At 73.6% G+C, this 20180-nt stretch carries 10 protein-coding genes; 7 read left to right on the forward strand and 3 right to left on the reverse strand.

The annotated features are described in order from the left end of the window. Nucleotides 1-226 precede the first annotated feature (226 nt). On the reverse strand, nucleotides 227-2347 hold the full coding sequence (locus tag ABIC63_RS05950; RefSeq protein WP_354319052.1) for an ATP-dependent helicase: 2121 nt from the start codon (nucleotides 2345-2347) through the stop codon (nucleotides 227-229). Nucleotides 2348-2596: 249 nt separating this feature from the next. On the opposite strand from ABIC63_RS05950, the gene corA reads away from it, so the two are divergent. Further along, nucleotides 2597-3583 carry a magnesium/cobalt transporter CorA gene (gene corA, locus ABIC63_RS05955; protein ID WP_294366359.1) on the forward strand — a complete coding sequence of 329 codons (987 nt, stop codon included), beginning with the start codon at nucleotides 2597-2599 and terminating at the stop codon, nucleotides 3581-3583. Between the two features lie 130 nt (nucleotides 3584-3713). Here the strand turns inward: corA and ABIC63_RS05960 are convergent, their stop codons facing one another. Beyond that, entirely contained in the window at nucleotides 3714-4790 is a 1077-nt protein-coding gene (locus ABIC63_RS05960) for a homocysteine S-methyltransferase family protein (protein WP_354319053.1), read from the reverse strand. A gap of 63 nt (nucleotides 4791-4853) precedes the next feature. Here ABIC63_RS05960 and recC point away from each other — a divergent pair, with 63 nt between their 5' ends. The 6 genes from recC to ABIC63_RS05990 all read left to right on the forward strand — a co-directional run bounded on the left by recC (nucleotide 4854) and on the right by ABIC63_RS05990 (nucleotide 18673). Continuing rightward, nucleotides 4854-8486 carry an exodeoxyribonuclease V subunit gamma gene (gene recC / locus ABIC63_RS05965; RefSeq protein WP_354319054.1) on the forward strand — a complete coding sequence of 1211 codons (3633 nt, stop codon included), beginning with the start codon at nucleotides 4854-4856 and terminating at the stop codon, nucleotides 8484-8486. After that, the gene (locus ABIC63_RS05970) at nucleotides 8483-12634 is read left to right on the forward strand and encodes a UvrD-helicase domain-containing protein (RefSeq protein ID WP_354319055.1); all 4152 of its coding nucleotides are present in this window, start codon (nucleotides 8483-8485) and stop codon (nucleotides 12632-12634) included. The genes recC and ABIC63_RS05970 overlap by 4 nt, the downstream gene beginning before the upstream one ends. After that, the gene (gene recD / locus ABIC63_RS05975; RefSeq protein ID WP_354319056.1) at nucleotides 12631-14904 is read left to right on the forward strand and encodes an exodeoxyribonuclease V subunit alpha; all 2274 of its coding nucleotides are present in this window, start codon (nucleotides 12631-12633) and stop codon (nucleotides 14902-14904) included. Before ABIC63_RS05970 ends, recD begins: the two co-directional genes overlap by 4 nt. Nucleotides 14905-15064: 160 nt before the next feature. Then, nucleotides 15065-16057, forward strand: a complete 993-nt coding sequence (locus tag ABIC63_RS05980) for an alkaline phosphatase D family protein (RefSeq protein WP_354319057.1) — start codon at nucleotides 15065-15067, stop codon at nucleotides 16055-16057. Next, nucleotides 16054-16776, forward strand: a complete 723-nt coding sequence (locus ABIC63_RS05985; protein ID WP_354319058.1) for a response regulator — start codon at nucleotides 16054-16056, stop codon at nucleotides 16774-16776. Before ABIC63_RS05980 ends, ABIC63_RS05985 begins: the two co-directional genes overlap by 4 nt. Next, on the forward strand, nucleotides 16760-18673 hold the full coding sequence (locus ABIC63_RS05990; RefSeq protein WP_354319059.1) for a sensor histidine kinase: 1914 nt from the start codon (nucleotides 16760-16762) through the stop codon (nucleotides 18671-18673). The genes ABIC63_RS05985 and ABIC63_RS05990 overlap by 17 nt, the downstream gene beginning before the upstream one ends. A 49-nt stretch (nucleotides 18674-18722) precedes the next feature. On the opposite strand, the gene ABIC63_RS05995 is transcribed toward ABIC63_RS05990, so the two are convergent. Then, nucleotides 18723-20135, reverse strand: a complete 1413-nt coding sequence (locus ABIC63_RS05995) for an FAD-binding oxidoreductase (RefSeq protein WP_354319208.1) — start codon at nucleotides 20133-20135, stop codon at nucleotides 18723-18725. Between the last annotated feature and the right edge of the window lie 45 nt (nucleotides 20136-20180).

Here is a 20180-nt window from a genome sequence, read left to right on the forward strand (position 1 = left end):
GGAAATGGCCGGTTCTTCGAAAGGAAGGCGCCGGCCGGCGGAACTCAAGCGGGTGCGCGAGGCAATGCGGGATGTCGGCGGGGCGGTCTGACGATGTGGGATGAAGGCGCGTCGGCGCGTTGAATTCACTATGCGCGCGGCGTCATCGAATTGCAATGGAGGAATGTTTGAGCGCCATCAGGAGATGTTCGCGCCGCTGCATCTTCGATAGCGCGGGGGCCCGCATTCAAGAGCCCGGGCGCCAGGCGGCGCGCAGGCGCTGGCGCAGGTCCAAGACCTCGGGCGGGACAGGGGCATGGGGCACGACGGGCGGCGGTGGCGGCCAGGTCACGCGGTCGAAATGGTGCAGGTCCGCATCGGGGATGAAGCGCGTGCGGCCTGCATACAGATGCCGGTCGCCGAAGCGCGACTGCTGCGTGACATGGAAGCGCTGCGGCACCAGCAGGTGCAGGTGTTCCCGGGCGCGCGTCATGGCGACGTAGAGCAGGCGCCGCTCCTCCTCCAGCTCGTGCGCGCCTTGCGCCACGTCGGCCGGCATGCAGCCGTCGACCACGTTGAGCACATGCACCGAATTCCATTCCTGCCCCTTGGCGGAATGGATGGTCGAGAGGATGAGGTAGTCCTCGTCCAGCAGCGGTGGGCCCGGCCGGTCGCTGGTGGCGTCGGGTGGATCGAGGGTGAGCTCGGTCAGGAAGCGCTCGCGCGAGGCATAGCCGCGCGCCAGCTCGGCCAGCTGCTGCAGGTCGCCCAGGCGCAGCGGGGCGGCCTCGTACAGGCGCTCCAGATGCGGCGCGTACCAGTCGATGGCGATGGCCAGCTCCTGTGGCCAGCCATCGCCGCCGGCCTTGAGCGCCTGCCAGGCGCGGGCGAAGTCCTGCCAGGCCTCGCGCACCATGGGCGGCGGCACGAAGGCGGCCAGCGCGGCGGCCGGGTCGGCGGCAGCCTGCATCGCGTCCATCAGCCGGCCGGCGGTGGCGGGGCCGATGCCGGGAATGAGCTGTACCGTGCGGAAGCCCGCCAGCCGGCTGCGCGGGTTGTGCACGAAGCGCATCAGCGCCAGCAGGTCCTTGACGTGCGCCGCTTCCAGGAATTTGAGGCCGCCGAACTTCACGAAGGGGATGTTGCGGCGCACCAGTTCCAGCTCCAGCGCCGCGCTGTGGCTGGCCGTGCGGAACAGCACTGCCTGCCGCTTGAGCGCCAGACCGCCTTCGCGGTGGGCCAGCACGCGGTCGGCCACCCAGGTGGCCTGGTGGGCCTCGTCGGGCACCAGCACCAGCTGCGGCCGGCCGGCGCTGGGGCGGTCGGTCCACAGGCGCTTGGCATGGCGCTCCTGCGCATGGTCCATGACGGCATTGGCGGCGTCGAGGATGGGCGGGGTGCTGCGGTAGTTGCGCTCCAGCATGAGCACGCGTGCGGGCGGGTCGAAGGCGGCCGGGAAGTCCAGGATGTTGCGCACCGTCGCGCCGCGGAAGCCGTAGATGGCCTGGGCGTCGTCGCCGACGGCCGTGACACCACGGCCGTCGGGCTTGAGGCGGCGAAGGATCTCGTCCTGCAGCCGGTTGGTGTCCTGGTATTCGTCGACCAGCACATGGTCGAAGCGGGCGCTCACCTGTGCGGCGAGGGCCGGTTCTTCCATCATCGTGGCCCAGGCGAGCAGCAGGTCGTCGAAGTCCAGCGCGTTCTGCTGGGCCTTGGCGTCCACATAGTCGGCGAACAGGGCCGGCAGCTGTTCCTGCCATTCGGCGCACCAGGGGAAGGACTGGCGCAGCACCTCGGCCAGCGGCAGCCGGGTGTTGACCACGCGCGAGTAGATGGCCAGGCAAGTGCCCTTGAGGGGAAAGCGCCGGGCCGTCTGCGACAGGCCGCGGGCGTGGCGCACCCAGCCCATCAGGTCTTCGGCATCGCCGCGGTCGTGGACGGTGAAGTCCGGGTCCAGCCCGAGCTGGGCCGCATGGTCGCGCAGCAGCCGTGCGCCGACACCGTGGAAGGTGCCGGCCCAGGGCAGCGCCGGCAGGCTGCCTTCTGCGAGGCCGAGCACGCGGGCGGCGACCAGGCCGGCGCGGCGGGTCAGCTCCTGCGCGGCACGGCGCGAGAAGGTCAGCAGCAGGATGCGCTGCGGGTCGGCACCCGCCGCCAGCAGGTGGGCGACACGGTGGCCGAGCGTGCTGGTCTTGCCGGCCCCGGCACCGGCGATGACCAGCAGCGGCCCGCCCGGCATCGCGCGCTCGCCGACGCCGTGCAGGACGGCTGCCCGCTGGTCTTCGTTGAGCCCGGCCAGGGCCGCTTCCAGGCGCCCGGCCACGGTGCCGGCGGCGACCGTGGACGCTTCGTTCACAAGGGTGGACATGACGCCACAAATGTACTGGATGCCCATCCAGATCGGGGCATTTCACGCCCTGCTGCGGTGCATAATCGCGCCCGCTGCTTTACCGGAGTACCGACCTTGGACACCTCCCCGTCTCGGCAGCTTTCAGCTCCCTTCTGACCTTCGCGTCGCGCGTGCCGGCTGGTGCGCGGGTGGCGGGCTGAAAGCGCCAACCACCCCCTTCCTGCCGCCCTTCGTCCCGCAACGCCTTCGCTTTCAGGGGAGCACGCCATGCTCAACATCTTCACGCTCGCCAACGGCCGCCTCGTCCAGGAGGAAATCGAGTCGCTGGAGGAGCTGTCCCGCTTCCAGCCGATCTGGGTCGACCTGGAGTCGCCCAGCCCGGACGAGAAGCGCTGGGTTAAGCAGTACTACGGCCTGTCCATTCCCGAGGACGTGACCGACGAGGACATCGAGGAGTCGGCCCGCTTCTACGAAGAGGACAACGGCGACCTGCATGTGCGCAGCGACTTCTTGATCGCCGACGCCGACGAGCCGCGCAGCGTGCGCGTGGCCTTCATCCTCAACCAGCACAACGCCGAGCTGAAGAGCCGCGGCGTGCTGTTCTCGATCCACGACGAGGACGTGCCCGTCTTCCGCCTGCTGCGCATGCGCGCCCGCCGGGCACCCGGGCTGATCGAGGACGCCAAGGAAGTGCTGCTCAAGCTCTTCGACGCCGACGCCGAATACTCGGCCGACACGCTCGAAGGCATCTACGACGAGCTCGAAGCCGCCGGCAACCTGGTGCTCAAGGGCAATGTGAGCGACGAGATCGCGGGCGAGGTGCTGGGCCTGATCGCCCGCCAGGAAGACCTGAACGGCCGCATCCGCCGCAACGTGATGGACACCCGCCGCGCGGTGAGCTTCATGATGCGCAGCCGCATGCTCAATGCCGACCAGTTCGAGGAGGCGCGGCAGATCCTGCGCGACATCGAGTCGCTGGACAGCCACACGGCCTTCCTGTTCGACAAGATCAACTTCCTGATGGACGCCACCGTCGGCTTCATCAACATCAACCAGAACAAGATCATCAAGATCTTCTCGGTGGCCAGCGTGGCGCTGCTGCCACCGACGCTGATCGCCAGCATCTACGGCATGAACTTCAAGTTCATGCCCGAGTTGGAGTGGAGCCTGGGGTATCCGTACGTGCTGCTGCTGATGGCAGCCAGCGCCGTCGGGCCGATGCTCTACTTTAGAAAGCGCGGCTGGTTGAAGTAGGCCCACCCCCTTGGCGCCTGCGGCGCCTCCCCCTCAAGGGGGCGCACGCAGCGGCCCGGCAAAGCCGGTTCCGCGCGCGCTCCCGCGTGGCCTGCTCCGCGGCCCGATGTCGGGATGTCCGGGCAGGCGCTCAGGCGGCTTCGCGGTAAAAGCGCGCGCCCTGCACGCCGCGCGGCGTCATCGGACCGACGGCGGCGCCGATGGCGGCGATGTGGTCGGGGGTGGTGCCGCAGCAGCCACCGACGATGTTGACCAGGCCGTCGGCGGCGAATTCGTGCACCAGGCGCGAGGTGACGTCGGGCGTCTCGTCGAAGCCGGTCTCGCTCATCGGGTTGGGCAGGCCGGCGTTGGGGTAGCAGCTGATGAAGGTGTCGGTCGCCACGCGGTTGAGTTCCTGCACATAGGGCCGCATCAGCGCGGCGCCCAGGGCGCAGTTCAGGCCAACGGCCAGCGGGCGCGCATGGCGCACGCTGTGCCAGAAGGCGGTGACGGTCTGGCCGCTCAGGATGCGGCCCGAGGCGTCGGTGACGGTGCCGCTGATGATGATCGGCAGGCATTCGCCGCTGGCCTCGAAGTATTCGTCGATGGCGAAGAGCGCGGCCTTGGCGTTGAGGGTGTCGAAGATGGTCTCGACCAGCAGCACGTCCGAGCCGCCCTCGACCAGCGCGGCGGTCTGCTCGTAGTAGGCGGCGCGCAGCGTTTCGAAGTCGATGTTGCGTGCGCCCGGGTCGTTCACGTCGGGGCTGATGCTGGCGGTGCGCGGCGTCGGGCCCAGGGCGCCGGCCACGAAGCGCGGCTTGTCGGGCGTGCTGAACTTGTCGCAGGCCTCGCGCGCCAGGCGGGCGCTGGCCAGGTTCATCTCGCGCGCCAGGCCGGCCATGTCGTAGTCCTCCTGCGCGATGGTGGTGGCACCGAAGGTGTTGGTCTCGATCAGGTCGGCGCCGGCTGCGAGGTAGCCCTCATGGATGCCACGGATGACGTCGGGGCGGGTGATGGACAGCAGCTCGTTGTTGCCCTTGACGTCCTTGTGGAAGTCCTTGAAACGATCGCCCACGGCGCCGGGGCCGGTGTAGCCCTCGCCGCGGTACTGCGCCTCGCTGAGCTTGAAGCGCTGGATCATGGTGCCCATGGCCCCGTCGAGGATGGCAATGCGCTGGGCCAGGATGGCGGGCAGCTGCTGGGCGCGGGTGTAGGTGGGCAGATTCATGGGCGCGCGATTGTAAAAACCCGCGCCTGCCCCGGCCGCTAACATGGCCGGCCGCTGCCCGCCATGACCGATTCCTTCGCCACGCCCCCCCTGCAGCCCGGCCTGATGGTCCTGCACGGCAACCGGCCGGAGGACCTGCGGCAGTTGCTCGTGGCCTGGCTGGCGCGGCATCCGCTCGCGCCGCTGGAGGACGAGGTGGTGCTGGTGCAGAGCAACGGCATCGCGCAGTGGCTCAAGCTGGCGCTGGCGGCCGATCCGGCCCGCGGCGGGCTGGGCATCACGGCGGCCTTCGATGTGCAGCTGCCCGCGCAGTTTCTGTGGCGGGCCTACCGCGCGGTGCTGGGCGCCGACACGGTGCCCGAGCGCTCGCCGCTGGACGAGGCGCCGCTCGCCTGGCGGCTGATGCGCCTGCTGCCCGCGCTCACCGCCCGCGCGGCCGAGACCGACGCCCGCTTCGCACCGCTCGCCCGCTTCCTGGCCCACGACCCCGACCTGCGCAAGTGCCACCAGCTCGCGCTGCGGCTGGCCGACCTGTTCGACCAGTACCAGGTCTACCGCGCCGACTGGCTGCAGGACTGGGCGGCGGGCCGCGACCAGCTGCAGACGCTGCGCGGCGGCACCCGCCCGCTGCCCGAGGACCAGCACTGGCAGGCCCGCCTGTGGCGCGCCCTGCTCGACGATCTGGACGGCCGCGCACCGGCTGATGCGACGCAGGGCCTGGCGGGCAGCCGCGCCGGCGTGCACCAGCGCTTCATCGACACCCTGGCCGCGCACGAAGGCCCGCCCCCGGCGGGCCTGCCGCGGCGGGTGATCGTCTTCGGCATCTCCGCCCTGCCCGCGCAGACGCTGCAGGCGCTGGCGGCCCTGGCGCGGCACGCGCAGGTGATGCTCTTCGTGCACAACCCCTGCCGCCACCACTGGACCGACATCGTGGCCGACCAGGACCTGCTGCGCGGCGCCTACCGCCGGCAGGCGCGCCGCCCCGGCATGCCCGCCGTGCTGGACGAGGCCGCGCTGCACCAGCATGCCCATCCGCTGCTGGCCGCCTGGGGCAAGCAAGGCCGCGACTACCTGCACCTGATCGACGGCTTCGACGAGCCCGACCGCTACCGCGGCGCCTGGGCCGGCATCGGCAGCGGGCGCATCGACCTGTTCAGCGACGATGCACCGCCCGATCACAGCCTGCTGCGCCAGCTGCAGGACGACATCCTGGAGCTGCGCCCCCTGGCCGAGACCCGCGCCCGCTGGCCCGCCGTCGACCCGGCGCGCGACATCTCGCTGCGCTTCCACACCGCCCATTCGCCGCAGCGCGAGGTGGAGGTGCTGCACGACCAGCTGCTGGCCCGCTTCGACGCCGACCCCACGCTGCAGCCGCGCGACGTGATCGTGATGCTGCCCGACGTGGATACCTACGCGCCGCACGTCGAGGCCGTCTTCGGCCGGCTCACGCGCAGCGACCCGCGGCACATTCCCTTCACCGTCGCCGACCAGGGCCAGCGCGGACGCGAGCCGCTGCTGGTGGCCCTCGAAGCGCTGCTGGCCCTGCCCGACAGCCGCTTCGCCGCCAGCGACGTGCTGGACCTGCTCGAAGTGCAGGCCGTGCGCGAACGCTTCGGCCTGGCCGAGGACGAGCTGCCCGTGCTCAAGCGCTGGATCGAAGGCGCCGGCGTGCGCTGGGGCCTGGATGCCGATCAGCGCGCGCAGCAGGGCCTGGGCGCCGCCGGCGAAGCGAACAGCTGGCGCTTCGGCCTGCAACGCATGCTGCTGGGCTATGCGGCCGGCGACGGCGAGGCCTTCGACGGCATCGCGCCCTTCGACGAGGTGGGCGGGCTGGACGCCGCCGCCCTCGGACCCTTGGCGGCGCTGCTGCGCGCCATGGAAGTCACGCTCGACACGCTGTCGCTGGAAGACACGCCCACCGTCTGGGCCGAACGCCTGCGCGCGCTGCTGCAGCGCTTCTTCGCGCCGGCCACGCCGCGCGAGCAGGTGCGCGTGCAGGAACTGCTGCAGGGCCTGGACCGCTGGCTGGACGACTGCGCCGCCGCCGGCTTCGACGAGAAGCTGCCGCTGTCGGTGGTGCGCGAGACCTGGCTCGGCCAGCTGGGCAGCGGCGGGCTGGCGCAGCGCTTCCTGTCGGGCGGCGTCAGCTTCTGCACGCTGATGCCCATGCGGGCCATCCCCTTCCGCGTGGTCTGCCTGCTGGGCATGAACGACGGCGACTTCCCGCGGCCCGTGATGCGCGCCGACTTCGACCTCATGCGCGACGACTGGCGCCCCGGCGACCGTTCGCGCCGCGACGACGACCGCTACCTGCTGCTGGAGGCGCTGCTGTCGGCGCGCGAGCAGCTCTACCTCAGCTGGATCGGCCGCGACGTGCGCGACCACAGCGCCCGCGCGCCCAGCGTGCTGGTGGGCCAGCTGCGCGATCACCTGGCCGCCGGCTGGCACTTGGCCGGTCACGAGCACGACCGCGACGCGCTGCTGGCCGCGCTGACCACCGAGCATCCGCTGCAGCCCTTCAGCCCGCGCTACTTCGCGCCCGAGGCGCCGCGCGCGCCGGCCGTGGACGGCCTCTACACCTATGGCCGCGAGTGGCAGGCGGCTCATTCCGCGCAACCGCCCGACCGCGACGAGCAGGCCCTCCCGCCCTGGCAGCCCGAGGAGCCCATCGCCCTGCGCCCGCTGGAGGACTTCCTGGCCCAGCCCATCGAGGCCTTCTTCGCCCAGCGCCTGCATGTGCGCTTCGGCCCCGGTGCGGACGGCAGCGAGGACGTGCTCGACGACGAGCTCTTCGCCCTGGGCGGCCTGGAGAACTGGGCGCTGGAGCAGCAGCTGCGCCAGGCCCTGCAGCCCTGGTGCGACGCGCAGCCCGGCCCGGCCGCCGTCCGGGCGGCGCTGGGCACGACGCTCGCGCAGCAGATCGACCGGCTGGCGAGCGAAGGCCGGCTGCCGCTGCAGGCCTTCGGCACGCTGGCCGGCCAGGGTCTGCGCCAGCGCGTGGCCCGCACCTTCGATCACTACCTCAAGGCCTGCGAGGCGTGGCCCGAGGTGGAGGCCGAGCCCGTGCTGCTGCACTGGCGGCATGCGGCCAGCGGCGTGGCGATCGAGGATGCCCTGCCGCCGCGGCGACTGGCCGCTGGCGGTGGTGCAGGTGCGGGTGGAGGCCCGGCATCCGGCTCCGCCACCGCCGAGCCCGCGCGCCTCGTGCTGGCCCAGGGCCGGCTGCACAAGGGCAAGGAGCTGTCGTGGCACCACGTGGTGCGCCACTGGCCGGCGCACCTGGCGCTCAACTGGGCCGCCGGCCCCACGCGCACCGTGCTGGTCAGTGAATCGGGCACCCTGGTGCTGCCGACGCTGACCCGGGCCGATGCGGACGAAGCGCTGGGTCAGCTCGTCGAGGCCTGGCTCGCCGGCCTGCGCCAGCCGCTGCCCCTGGCATGCCGCACCGGCTTCGCCGCGCTGGCCGAGGACATGGCTGGGCCTGCCGCACGGATGGCCTACGACGGCGGCATGCAGCGTCAGGGCGAAGGCGAACGTCCGGCCCTGGCCCGTGCCTATCCCGACTTCACTGCCCTGTCCGCCGCCCGCACCGGCGACGGCCGCGGCCTGTTCGACTGGGCCCAGGCGCTGTACGGCCCCTTGTGGCGCAGCGTGCCCGCCGCCCGCCATGGCGCTTCGAACGAGGCCGAGTCGTGAACACCGCCCTCCCCCCCGTCCAGCCCCTGGACCCGCTGCGCTTCCCACTGCACGGCCTGCGCCTCATCGAGGCCAGCGCCGGCACCGGCAAGACCTACACCATCGCCCTGCTCTACCTGCGCCTGGTGCTGGGCCATGGCGGGCCCGGCAGCGCCTTCGGCCGGCCGCTCACGCCGCCCGAGATCCTGGTCGTGACCTTCACCGAAGCCGCCACCCAGGAGCTGCGCGAGCGCATCCGCGCCCGGCTGGACGAGGCCGCGCGCGTCTTCGCCGGCGAGGCCCAGGCACCCGCCGGCGATGCGCTGGCCGCACTCCTGGACGACACCCCGCCCGTGGCCCGCCCCGGCTGCGCCCACCGCCTGCGCGTGGCCGCGCAGTGGATGGACGAATCGGCCATCGCCACCATCCACGGCTGGGCCTGGCGCATGCTGCGTGAGCACGCCATGGGCAGCGGCAGTCTGTTCGCCCAGACCCTGCAGACCGACCTGCAGGCGCTGCAGCAGCAGGTGCTGCACGACCACTGGCGGCGCCACTACTACCCGCTGGACGCCGCCGCCTCGCGTGCGCTGCTCGGCTGCTTCGCCAACCCCGAGGCCCTGTGGCAGGCCGTGCGCCCGCTGCTCGCGCAAGGCGATGCGCAGCTGCGGCTGCAAGGCAGCGCCTTCGACGGCGAGGCCGATGCGCTCGACGCCCTGCGCCAGCTGGGCCGCAGCATGGCCGAGGCCGATGCCCTGCAGGAACAGGCCCGCGCCGCCTGGCGCGCCGACCGCGCCACGCTGGAGCGCCTGTGGCACGCCGCCCGCCCGCACCTCAACGGCAACAGCTACCGTGGCAAGGACGACGACGCCACCTTCGACGGCTGGCTGCAGGCCCTGGCCGACTGGAGCGCCGGTGCCGAGGCGCCCGACAACATCGCCCGCTTCGGCCGCGAAGGCGCCAAGCTCAAGAAGGGCCAGGCGTTGCCCGAGCATCCCGCGCTGGACGCCATCGACGCCTGGCAGCAGGCGCAGGTCGCGGCCCAGCCCGCCGGCCTGCGTGCGCACCTCGCCGTGCATGCGGCCCGTGCCCTACGCGAAGCCCTCGCGGCCGAGAAGCTGCGCCGCGCCGAGCTGGGCTTCGACGACCTGCTGCTGCAGCTGGACCGCGCCCTGGCCGGCCCGGGCGGCGCGGCGCTGGCGGCGCGCATCCGCACCCGCTTTCCGCTGGCGCTGATCGACGAGTTCCAGGACACGGACCCGGTGCAGTACCGCATCTTCCGGCGCATCTATGGCGAAGCGGGGGATGGCGGCGACGGCAGTGGCCCAAGCGGTGGCGATGGCGAAAACGGAAGCGGCGCCGGGGCCGGCGACATGCACGGCGCCGGCCCTGCTGCCGCCCCCCGCACCGCCACCGGCCTGATCCTGATCGGCGACCCCAAGCAGGCCATCTACGCCTTCCGCGGCGCCGACATCCGCACCTACCTGCGCGCCCGGCGCGACACCGCCGCGCAGGCCGATGCGGCGGGTGGCGCCATCTATGCGCTGGACACCAACTTCCGCTCCACCACCGCCGTGGTGCAGGCCGTCAACCGCGTCTTCGCGCAGGCCAGCCGCCATCCGCGCGGGGCCTTCCGCTTCGCGCAGGCGGACGGCGACCCCGTGCCCTTCGTGCCGGTGCGCGCCCGCGGCCGGAGCGAGGCTTTGTGGCTCCAAGGCGCGCCCGCGGCCGCCCTCACCCTCTGGTCGCAGGAGCCCGAGCCCGACGCCGGCCGCGACAGCGTCGGCACCGCCGACTACCGCGCGCAGATGGCCGAGGTCTTCGCCAGCGCCGCCGTGCGCTGGCTGGCCGACACCAGCGAGGGCCGCAGCGGCTTCCGTCAGTCCGACGGCCGCTGGCAGCCGCTGCGGCCGGCCGACATCGCCGTGCTGGTGCGCAGCGGCACCGAGGCCGCCGCCATCCGCGGCGCCCTGGCCGCGCGCGGGCTGCGCAGCGTCTACCTGTCGGACCGCGAATCCGTCTTCGCCACGCCCGAGGCCCAGGACCTGCTGCGCTGGCTGCGCGCCGCCGCCGAGCCCGGCGACGACCGGCTGCTGCGCACCGCCCTGGCCAGCCGCAGCCTGGGCCTGCCGCTGGCCGGACTGGCCCGATTGGAAGAGGACGAACTGGCCTGGGAAGAGACCGCCCTGCGCTGGCAGTCCTTCAACGCCTGCTGGCTGCGCCACGGCGTGCTGCCGATGGTGCATGCGCTGCTGCATGCCTACGACCTGCCCGCGCGCTGGCTGGCTGCGCCGGCTGGCAGGGCCGGCGCGCTGCCTGCCGAAGCGCCCGCAGGGATGGCGTCCGGGCCCGATGTGCGCCCCCAGCCTGACACGCGCAGCCCAACGCCCGTCGATGAGGCGGATGCGCCCGACGGCGCTGCACCCGCCGCGACCGCCCTCGGCGGCGAACGCCGGCTCACCAACGTGCTGCACCTGGCCGAATGGCTGCAACGCCGCGCCGTCGACCTGGACGGCCCGCATGCGCTGATCCGCACCCTCGCCCAGCGCCTGGCCGAGCCCGGCGGCGAGGAAGAGATCCTGCGGCTGGAGAGCGACGCCGCCCTGCTCAAGGTCGTGACCATCCACAAGTCCAAGGGCCTGGAGTACCCGCTGGTGCTGCTGCCCTTCATCGCCGCCTGGCGCGAGGAGAAGGCCTCCGCCACCAGGTCCATCGGCTTCCACGACGCCGAGGCCGATGCCCGCGTGATCGAGCTGGACGGCAGGCACGAGGAGGCCGCCGCCCTGGCCGACGAGGAGCGGCTGGCCGAGGACATGCGGCTGCTGTACGTGGCGCTGACCCGCGCCCGGCATGCGCTGTGGCTGGGCGTGGCGCCGCTCGCGGCCGGCAGCGGCAGGAAGGTGGCGCTGGACCGCGGCGCGCTGGGGCAGGTGCTGGGCGCCGGCGCGGCCATCGACAGCCTGGCGGGCTACCGGGCGGCGCTGCACACGCTGGCGGGCAATGCGGGCGACGCCGCCGCGACGACGGCAGCCGGAGCGTCCTCCGCGTCCGGGGTGGGCGGCGCATCCGGGGCAGCCCGGACAGCCACGCCCTCCGACGCATCCGCCGCGGCTGGCGCGTCTGCCGCATCCGGCCCGCCCACGCTCGTCATCGAACCCGCACCCTCCCCCGACGCCCGCATCTGGCGCCCACCCGTCCCGCCGCCACCCGGCACCGCCCGCACGCCGCTGCGCCACGGGCATGCGCCTTGGTGGATCGCCAGTTATTCCGCACTCGTGCAGCAACTGGGCGGCAGCGGCACCCTGGCGCAGGACGCCCCGGCGCCCGCCGCCGAGCCCGAGGACGCCCGCCAGGACCAGGCGCTGGAAGAAGCCATCGCGCCCGCCGACGTCGCGCCGGAGGAGCGTCCCGCCACCGCCCCGCGCGGCGGCAGCTGGCATGCCTTCCCGCAGGGCGCCGAGGCGGGCAGCTTCCTGCACGGCCTGCTCGACTGGTGCGCGCAGCAGGGCTTCGCCCGCGTGCTCGAAAGCCCCGAGGCCCTGCGCGACCTGATCGCCCGCCGTTGCACCGTGCGCGGCTGGGAGGCCTGGATCGAGCCGCTGTGCGACTGGCTGCCGCGCTGGCTGCGCACGCCCTGGCCGCTGCCCGATGCCGCACCCGCCACGCTGGCCGGCCTGGCGCAACCGAAGTCCGAGATGGAGTTCTGGATGCCGGTGCACCGCGCCGACGCGCGCAGCATCGACGCGCTGGTGCAGCGCCACCTGCTGCCCGGCCAGCCCCGCCCGCCCCTGCCACCCACGCAGCTGGCCGGCATGCTCAAGGGCTTCATGGACCTGGTCTTCGAACACGACGGCCGCTGGTGGGTGGCCGATTACAAGTCCAACTGGCTGGGCCCGGACGACGCGGCCTATGGCGATGCGGCGATCCAGGCCTCGCTGCTGGCCCATCGCTACGACGTGCAGGCTGCCCTCTACAGCCTGGCGCTGCACCGCCTGCTGCGCAGCCGCCTGCCGGGCTACGACCCCGACACGCACCTGGGCGGCGCGCTCACCGTCTACCTGCGCGGCGCCGATGCGCCCGGCCACGGCATCTGGGCCGTGCGGCCGCCGCGCGAACTGATCGAGGCACTCGACGCCCTGCTGCGCGGCCCCGAGGAAGGCGACGCCGAATGACCCGCCGCACCGACGCCACGCAGACCGCGCCCGTGACGCCCACCGCCGACCTCTTCGACGCCGAGCCCGCCGAAGCCGCCGCCGACCAGCGGCGCGACGCCCTGCTGGCCGACCTGGACCGCTGGGTGCAGCAGGGCTGGCTGCGCGAGCTGGACCGCAGCTTCGCCCTCTTCTGCCGCGACCACGATCCCGAAGCCGGCGCCGAGCTGCTGCTGGCCGCCGCCCTGGCCAGCCACCAGCTCGGCCGCGGCCATGTCTGCCTGGACCTGCAGGCCACGCTGGCCGACGGCCGCCACAGCCTCTCGCTGCCGCCCGACACCGCCAGCGCCGCCGCGGTGGGCGACGGCCCGCAGCGCTGGCTGCAGCCGCTGCGCCTGGCCGCCTGGCGCGAGGCCCTGGCCGCCAGCCGCCTGTGCGGCCGCGGCGATCCGGCCGAAGGCGCCACGCCGCTGGTGCTGCAGGGCCCGCGCCTGTACCTGCGGCGCTACTGGCAGTACGAGCAGCAGGTGCGCGCCCGCATCGAGGCCCGCCTGGCGCCCGCCCCCGTGGCACCGGCCGCGCGCATCCGCCCCGTGCTCGACCGGCTCTTCGGCGCCGGCGACGGCACGCCCGACTGGCAGAAGATGGCCTGCGCCCTCGCGCTGCGCCAGCGCTTCGCCGTCATCACCGGCGGGCCGGGCACCGGCAAGACCACCACCGTGGTGCGGCTGCTGGCGCTGCTGCAGTCGATGGCGATGCATGGGGGCGACGGGCGACAGCACGGCGCGGAAGCGGCGCAGGATACCGGTGCCCGTTCAGCCTCCGACGCGGGTGCCGGCACGCGCGGCATGCCGGGCGCCCCGGGCCGGCCGCTGCGCATCCAGCTGGCCGCACCCACCGGCAAGGCCGCCGCGCGGCTCACCGAGTCCATCCGCGGCGCCCTCGACCCGTTGCCCTGGCACCAGCTGCCCGGCGGCGCCGGCCTGCGAAGCCATGTGCCGGCCGAGGCCCGCACCCTGCACCGCCTGCTGGGCAGCCGCCCCGACACCCGCCGCCTGCGTCACCACGCAGGCCATCCGCTGCCGCTGGACGTGCTGGTGGTCGACGAGGCCTCCATGGTCGACCTGGAGATGATGGCCGCCCTGCTCGACGCCCTGCCCCCACAGGCCCGGCTGGTGCTGCTGGGCGACAAGGACCAGCTCGCCTCCGTCGAGGCCGGCGCGGTGCTGGCCGAACTGTGCAGCCGCGCCGAGGCCGGCCATTACGCCCCGGACACTCTCGCCTGGCTGCAGGCCGCCACCGGCCAGACGCCGCCCGCCGATCTGCAGGACCCGCGCGGGCAGCCGCTGGACCAGGCCATCGCCATGCTGCGCGTGAGCCGGCGCTTCCATGCCGGCAGCGGCATCGGCCGGCTGGCGACAGCCGTCAATGCGGGCCGGGCGGCCGAGGCGTTGGCGCTGTTCGACGACGGCCCCGCCGACCTGCGCCGCTGCCGCCTCAGCGCTGCGCCGGGTCATCTGGCGCAGGACGCCGCCCTGCGCGCCCTGCTGCTGGCCGACGACGGCATCGACGACACCTCGGCGGCGGGCGCGCAGCCCGACGGCCGGCAGCCTGTCGGTCCGGCCCACTGGCTGCGTCGCATCCACGAAGCGCGCCCCGACTCCGACGCGCCCCGCGCCGAATGGGACGCCTGGGCCGCGGCCCTGCTGCAGGCCAGCGGCCGCTTCCAGCTGCTGTGCGCGCTGCGCGAAGGTCCGTGGGGCGTGGCGGGCCTGAATGCCGCCATCGCCGAACTGCTGCACGCCGAAGGCTGGATCGCCGCCACCCAGGGCTGGTACGCCGGCCGGCCGGTGCTGGTCACCCGCAACGATTCGGCGCTGGGCCTGATGAACGGCGACGTGGGCCTGACGCTGCAGTTGCCCGCCCGCTTCGACGATGCCACCGGCCGACCGGTGCCCGAGGCCGGCACCGCGCTGCGCGTGGCCTTCGCCGCGGCCGACGGCTCGGGCGGCGTGCGCTGGACCCTGCCCGCGCGGCTGCAGGCCGTGGAGACCGTCTTCGCCATGACGGTGCACAAGTCGCAGGGTTCGGAGTTCGAGCACACCGCCCTGCTGCTGCCGCCCACCGCCAGCCCGGTGCTCACGCGCGAGTTGGTCTACACCGGCATCACCCGTGCGCGGCGCTGGTTCACGCTGGTGGCGCCGGCCGGGCGTGGGCAGCGGGTGCTGGAGGCGGCCATCGGGCGCCAGGTGCTGCGTGCCAGCGGGCTGATGGCACCACCGGGCGGCTGAGAAGGCGCGGACACGCCGAGCGCGCCGGCGCCCTCGCACAGGCGGCCACCGTATCGGCTCCCTGGGTGGCCGATCTGGCCGCAGGTCCCCCATTCATGGGACGGCGGCTGGCGCTCCAGAATCGACACTCGCCGCGGTCCCATCCCCCCGTGGAGTCCCCATGCCCACCCCCCTGAAGATCGCCTTCACCTCGTGCGCCGAGGCCACGCAGTTCCCCAGCCAGCCGGTGTGGACGCGCATCGCCGAAGCCCAGCCCGACCACCTGGTGCTGCTGGGCGACGCGGCCTACTACGACGTGCATGGGGCCGATACCGCCAGCGTCCAGGCCATGAGTGCCGAGCAGTTCGGCCGCCATGCCCACCGGCGCCTGCAGCAGCAGCTGGACTGCCCGGAGTTCCGGGCGCTGGTGGCCCAGGTGCCCACCTCCGCCATCTGGGACGACCACGACTTCCTCTGGAACAACGCCTGCGGCGCCGACCTCGCCGCCGATCCGCAGTGGCGTGACCACCTGGCCTATTCGCGCTGCCTGTTCAGCGCCTTCCGCGCGGCGCTGGCCGCCAGGCCGGGCCCGGGGCGCATGCCCCTCTTCGAAACCATCGACCACACCCGGCCGCCGCCCGCGCCCGGCTACCAGCGCGTGCCGCTGGCCGACGGCGTGGTGCTGCACCTCACCGACGGACGCAGCTTCAAGGCCGGCAACGGCCACAAGGCGCTGCTGGGCCAGCCGCAGATGGCGGCGCTGATCACGGGCTGCGCCGAGCCGCAGGCGATCCACCTCGTCGCCTCGGGCGTGGTGTTCGAGCGCGACGCCTGGCTGGCGAATGGCGCCGACCAGGGAGAGACCTGGGCCGACTGTCGCCAGGAGCACGACCAGCTGCTGGCCCTGGCGGCGCAGCGGCGCCTGCTGCTGCTCAGCGGCGACATCCACCGCAACGCCTTCCGCCGCTACCAGCGCTACGCGGGCGAGACCTGCCTGTTCGAGGCCACGGCCTCCGGCGCCGCCCTGCCCGCCTGGATGATGACCAGCCGCAATCCCACCACGCTTCACCACTGGGGCCTGGCGACGGTCCATGACGACCGCGTCGAGGTGGGCCTCTACCATTCGGGCGGCCTGGCCGAGCGCCACACCATCCCCCACGACGACTGGCAATGAGTACCCCACCGACGAGCGCTTCCGGCAGGCCGGCCCGCGTCGCCCTGGTCGAGGACGATGCCGGCATGCGCCAGCGCATCGCCCATGCGGTGACGGGCGACGCCGGGCTGGCGCTGGTGTTCGAGGCCGCCACCGCGCAGCAGATCCTCGACTGGCTGCCCCGGCAGCCGCTGGACGTGCTGCTGGTGGACCTGGGCCTGCCCGACCGCCCGGGCCTGGAGGTGATCCGCGCCGCGCGCCGGCTGCAGCCCGACTGCGCGGTGATGGTCATCACCATCTTCGGCGACGAGGCCAACATGGTGCGGGCCTTCGAGGCGGGCGCCAGCGGCTACCTGCTCAAGGACGGCACCGAGCACGACCTGGGCCTGCACATCCGATCGCTGCGTGCGGGCGGCTCGCCCATGTCGCCCATCATTGCGCGGCAGCTGCTGCGGCGCTGGCAACAGGCGGGCGGCACGGCCCTCCCGGGTGGGCGCGGCGCCGCGCCGGCCAGTCCGGCGCAGGCCGGTGCGGCGCCCGCGGCCGAGCGGCTGTCGCCGCGCGAATTCGAGGTGCTGGACCTCATCTCCCGCGGCTTCACCTATGCCGAGAGCGCCGCCCGCATCGGCGTGTCGGTCAGCACGGTGCAGACCCATGTGCGCAACATCTACGGCAAGCTGGACGTGCACAACAAGTCCGAGGCCGTCTACGAAGCCCGCAACCTTGGCCTGCTGCCCTGAGGATCCGCACGCCGGACGCATCCCCCGCGCGCGTCGGCTGGCGTGGCGCCTCGCCCTCCTGCTGCTGCCCGCCCTTCTGTGCGCGCCCGGGCCGGCCACCGCCGCACCCGCGGCCGAGCTGCTGACGCTGAACGCGGCCGAGGCGGTGGTGCGCGTGGCCGGCGAGCCGCCGCGCCCGGCCAGCGCCGTCCCCCTGCCCTTCCGCTGGGCCGACCAGTCGCCGCGCCAGGCCGGCGGCGCCACGCTGACGCTCGACCTGCCCGTCCCGGCTGCGGACACGGAGGACCGCCTCCATGGCCTGCTCTTCGAAGCGCTGGGCAACCAGGCCGCCATCTACGTGGACGACCGGCTCGTGGCGCGCTGGGGCCAGTTGGGCGACCCCGGCTTCGATGCCGGCCGGGGCCCGCGGCTGGTGCGGCTGCCCGCCGACCTCGTCGACGGCGCGGCCGCGCCCCTGCGCGTGCGGATCGAGCTGAGCTTCCAGCCGCAGCGCGGCGGCGGCGTCTCGGCGGTGCGCTGGGGACCACTGGCCCGGCTGGAGGCGCTGGAGGCCCAGGAGCGGCTGTGGCGCAATACGCTGTCGCTGGTGTATGCCACGGGCCTGCTGCTGATGGGCGGGCTGGCCGCGGGCCTCTGGTGGCGCCAGCGCGATCCGCTCTATGGCTGCTTCGGCGTGGCCGCGGTTGCCGGCGCACTGCGCAACTTCGACCAGAGCGGCCTGCAGATGCCGCTGCCCTGGCCCGAATGGGGCGCGCTCGTGGCCATGAGCTATGCGGTCCACATCGCCCTGCTCGCACGCTTCGTCACGCTCGCGCTGCGCCAGCCCTCGCCCCGGGTGCTGCAGCTGCTGAGCGCGATCCTGTGGGCCGCGGTGCTGCTGGCAGCCGCCTCCTTCGCGCTGCGCCGGCCGCTGCTGTGGACGGCCGCGCTGGCGCTGCTGTGCGGGGGCGGCATCCTGAGCCTCCCAGGCGTGGTGCGCGAAGCCGTGGCGGGCCGGCGCCCGACCGCCTATGCCCTGCTCGTCGCCGGGGTGCTGGCCATCGCAGCCGGGCTGCACGACCTGCTGCACGTGCGCATCGGCCTGGGCGGGGCGAGCTGGGTGCCGCTCACGCCGCACGCCATGTTCGGCTTCGTGCTGATCCTGGCCGGCATGGTGGTCGAGCGCTACAGCCGCTCGGTGCGCGAATACCGCGACCTGGCTCGCTCGCTCGATGCGCGCGTGGCCGAGCGCGAGCGCCAGCTCACCGCCGCCATGCACGCGCTGCAGGCCGAGCGCGAGCAGCAGGCGGTGCTGCTGGAGCGCCAGCGCCTGATGCGCGAGATCCACGACGGCGTGGGCTCGCAGCTGGTGGGCCTGCTCAACCTGGTGGGCCGCCCGGGCGCCGACCCGGCGTTGATGGAGGCGCAGGTCAAGCTGGCGCTGGACGAGTTGCGCGTGGCCGTCGATTCGCTTCAGCCGCTGGAAGGCGACCTCACCGTGGTGCTCGCCACGCTGCGCTACCGGCTGCAGCCGCGCCTGGAGGCGGCCGGCCTGACGCTGGAATGGGAGGTGGACCCCCTGCCGCCGCGCGCCGACGTCACGCCGCAGACGGCCATGCAGATCCAGCGCATCCTGCTGGAGGGCTTCACCAACGTGCTGCGCCATGCGCAGGCGCGGCGCATCCGCCTCGAAGCGCACTGGCATGCCGGCCCGCCCGAGCGCATGGAGATCGTGCTGGCCGACGACGGCCGCGGCTTCGCGGCGGACGGTCCGCCCGCGGGCGGCCAGGGCCTGGCCAGCATGCGCAGCCGCGCCGCCGCCATCGGGGCCACGTTGGCCGTGACGTCGACGCCGGAGCACGGCACCACGGTTCGTCTGGACTGGCCGGTACGGCGCGAGCCCGGCATGCGCCACTGAGCGTTGAACGCGCGCCAGGCAGACGGTCAGCGGGCCCCGGTCCCTGCGCTCAGAACACCTTCCCCGGATTCATCAACCCCAGCGGATCCAGCGCGGCCTTGATGGCGCGCATGGCGTCGAGTTCTTCGGGCGTGCGGCTGGCGCCCAGGTAGGGCTTCTTGTGCAGGCCGATGCCGTGCTCGGCCGAGACGCTGCCGGCAAAGCGGCCGACCATGCCGTAGACCAGCTGCTCCGCCGCCTCGGCATCGCCGCCGATGCTGGCGCCGTCGATCGAGAGGTGCAGGTTGCTGTCGCCGATGTGGCCGAAGAAGACGCTGGTGTGGCCCGGCCAGCGCGCCTCCAGCGCGGCGCGGCATTCGTCGACGAAGCGGCCGATCTGCGCCATCGGCAGGCTGACGTCGAAGTTGACCGGCGGATGCAGGTTGGCCGGCAGTTCGGCGGTGGCCTCGCGGATCTTCCACAGCGCACCGGCCTGGGCCTGCGACTGGGCCAGCACCGCATCGACCACCAGGCCGGCCTCCATGGCCTCGGCCAGGGCTTCTTCCACCTCGGCCTGCAGCGCGGCCTCGCTGCCGCCGTCCAGATCGACCAGGGCCATCAGAGGATGCTCCGTGTCGAAGGGCTCGCGCAGGTGCTGCCAGGCCATGGAGGCGGCCACGAAGTCGCGCCACATCAGCTCGAAGGCGGCGACGCCGCCGGCGAAGCGGGACTGCAGTCGGCCGAGCAGGGCGAGGGCGGCGTCGTAGTCGGGCAGGGCGGCCAGCAGCGTGGCACGCGCACGGGGTGCCGGATGCAGGCGGAAGAGGGCGCGGGTGATCACGCCCAGCGTGCCTTCCGCGCCGACAAAGAACTGCTTGAGGTCGTAGCCGGTGTTGTTCTTCTGCATGGGCCGCAGCATGGGCAGCACGCGGCCGTCGGGCAGCACGGCCTCCAGGCCCAGCAGCTGCTCGCGCATCATGCCGAACTGCAGCACGCCGTTGCCACCCGCGTTGGTGGCCAGGGCACCGCCCACCTGGGCCGAGCCGCGGGCGCCGAAGTCCACACCGAAGCGCAGGCCGGCTTCGGCAGCGGCCTCCTGCACGGCCTGGATGGTGACGCCGGCCTGGGCGGTGAGGGTGCGCGTGGCGGCATCGACCGACTCGATGGCGTTCATGCGTTCCAGCGACAGGGCGACCGCGCCTTCGACAGGCATGGCGGCGCCGGCCAGGCCGGTGAGGCCACCCTGGGGCACGACCGGCACGCGGTGCTCGGTACACAGGCGCAATGCGGCCGACACGGCCTCGGTGCTGCGCGGTCGCAGCAGGGCCAGCGGGCGCACGGGCGGCAGGCCGCTCCAGTCGGCCAGGTGGCGCTCGGGCACGGCCTCGCCGGGCGTGACGGCGTCGGCGCCGAGGGCCTCGGTCAGGGCGGCAAGGAAGGCCGGCGGAGCAGCGCGGCGGACGCCCGTCGGGCCGCCTGCCATGCCCTCGCCTGCGGCAAGCGTGCCCTGCGAGGCCGCCGGATGGCC

It is taken from the genome of Pseudacidovorax sp. 1753, assembly GCF_040544975.1.
Taxonomy (GTDB): domain Bacteria; phylum Pseudomonadota; class Gammaproteobacteria; order Burkholderiales; family Burkholderiaceae_C; genus Xenophilus.

Bases quoted from the DNA above. Each gene is read 5' to 3' on its own strand.
- ABIC63_RS05995 (WP_354319208.1), bottom strand. From the start codon at position 20,135: ATGGCAGGCGGCCCGACGGGCGTCCGCCGCGCTGCTCCGCCGGCCTTC.
- recC (WP_354319054.1), top strand. From the start codon at position 4,854: ATGACCGATTCCTTCGCCACGCCCCCCCTGCAGCCCGGCCTGATGGTC.
- ABIC63_RS05950 (WP_354319052.1), bottom strand. From the start codon at position 2,347: ATGTCCACCCTTGTGAACGAAGCGTCCACGGTCGCCGCCGGCACCGTG.
- corA (WP_294366359.1), top strand. From the start codon at position 2,597: ATGCTCAACATCTTCACGCTCGCCAACGGCCGCCTCGTCCAGGAGGAA.
- ABIC63_RS05985 (WP_354319058.1), top strand. From the start codon at position 16,054: ATGAGTACCCCACCGACGAGCGCTTCCGGCAGGCCGGCCCGCGTCGCC.
- ABIC63_RS05980 (WP_354319057.1), top strand. From the start codon at position 15,065: ATGCCCACCCCCCTGAAGATCGCCTTCACCTCGTGCGCCGAGGCCACG.
- ABIC63_RS05960 (WP_354319053.1), bottom strand. From the start codon at position 4,790: ATGAATCTGCCCACCTACACCCGCGCCCAGCAGCTGCCCGCCATCCTG.
- recD (WP_354319056.1), top strand. From the start codon at position 12,631: ATGACCCGCCGCACCGACGCCACGCAGACCGCGCCCGTGACGCCCACC.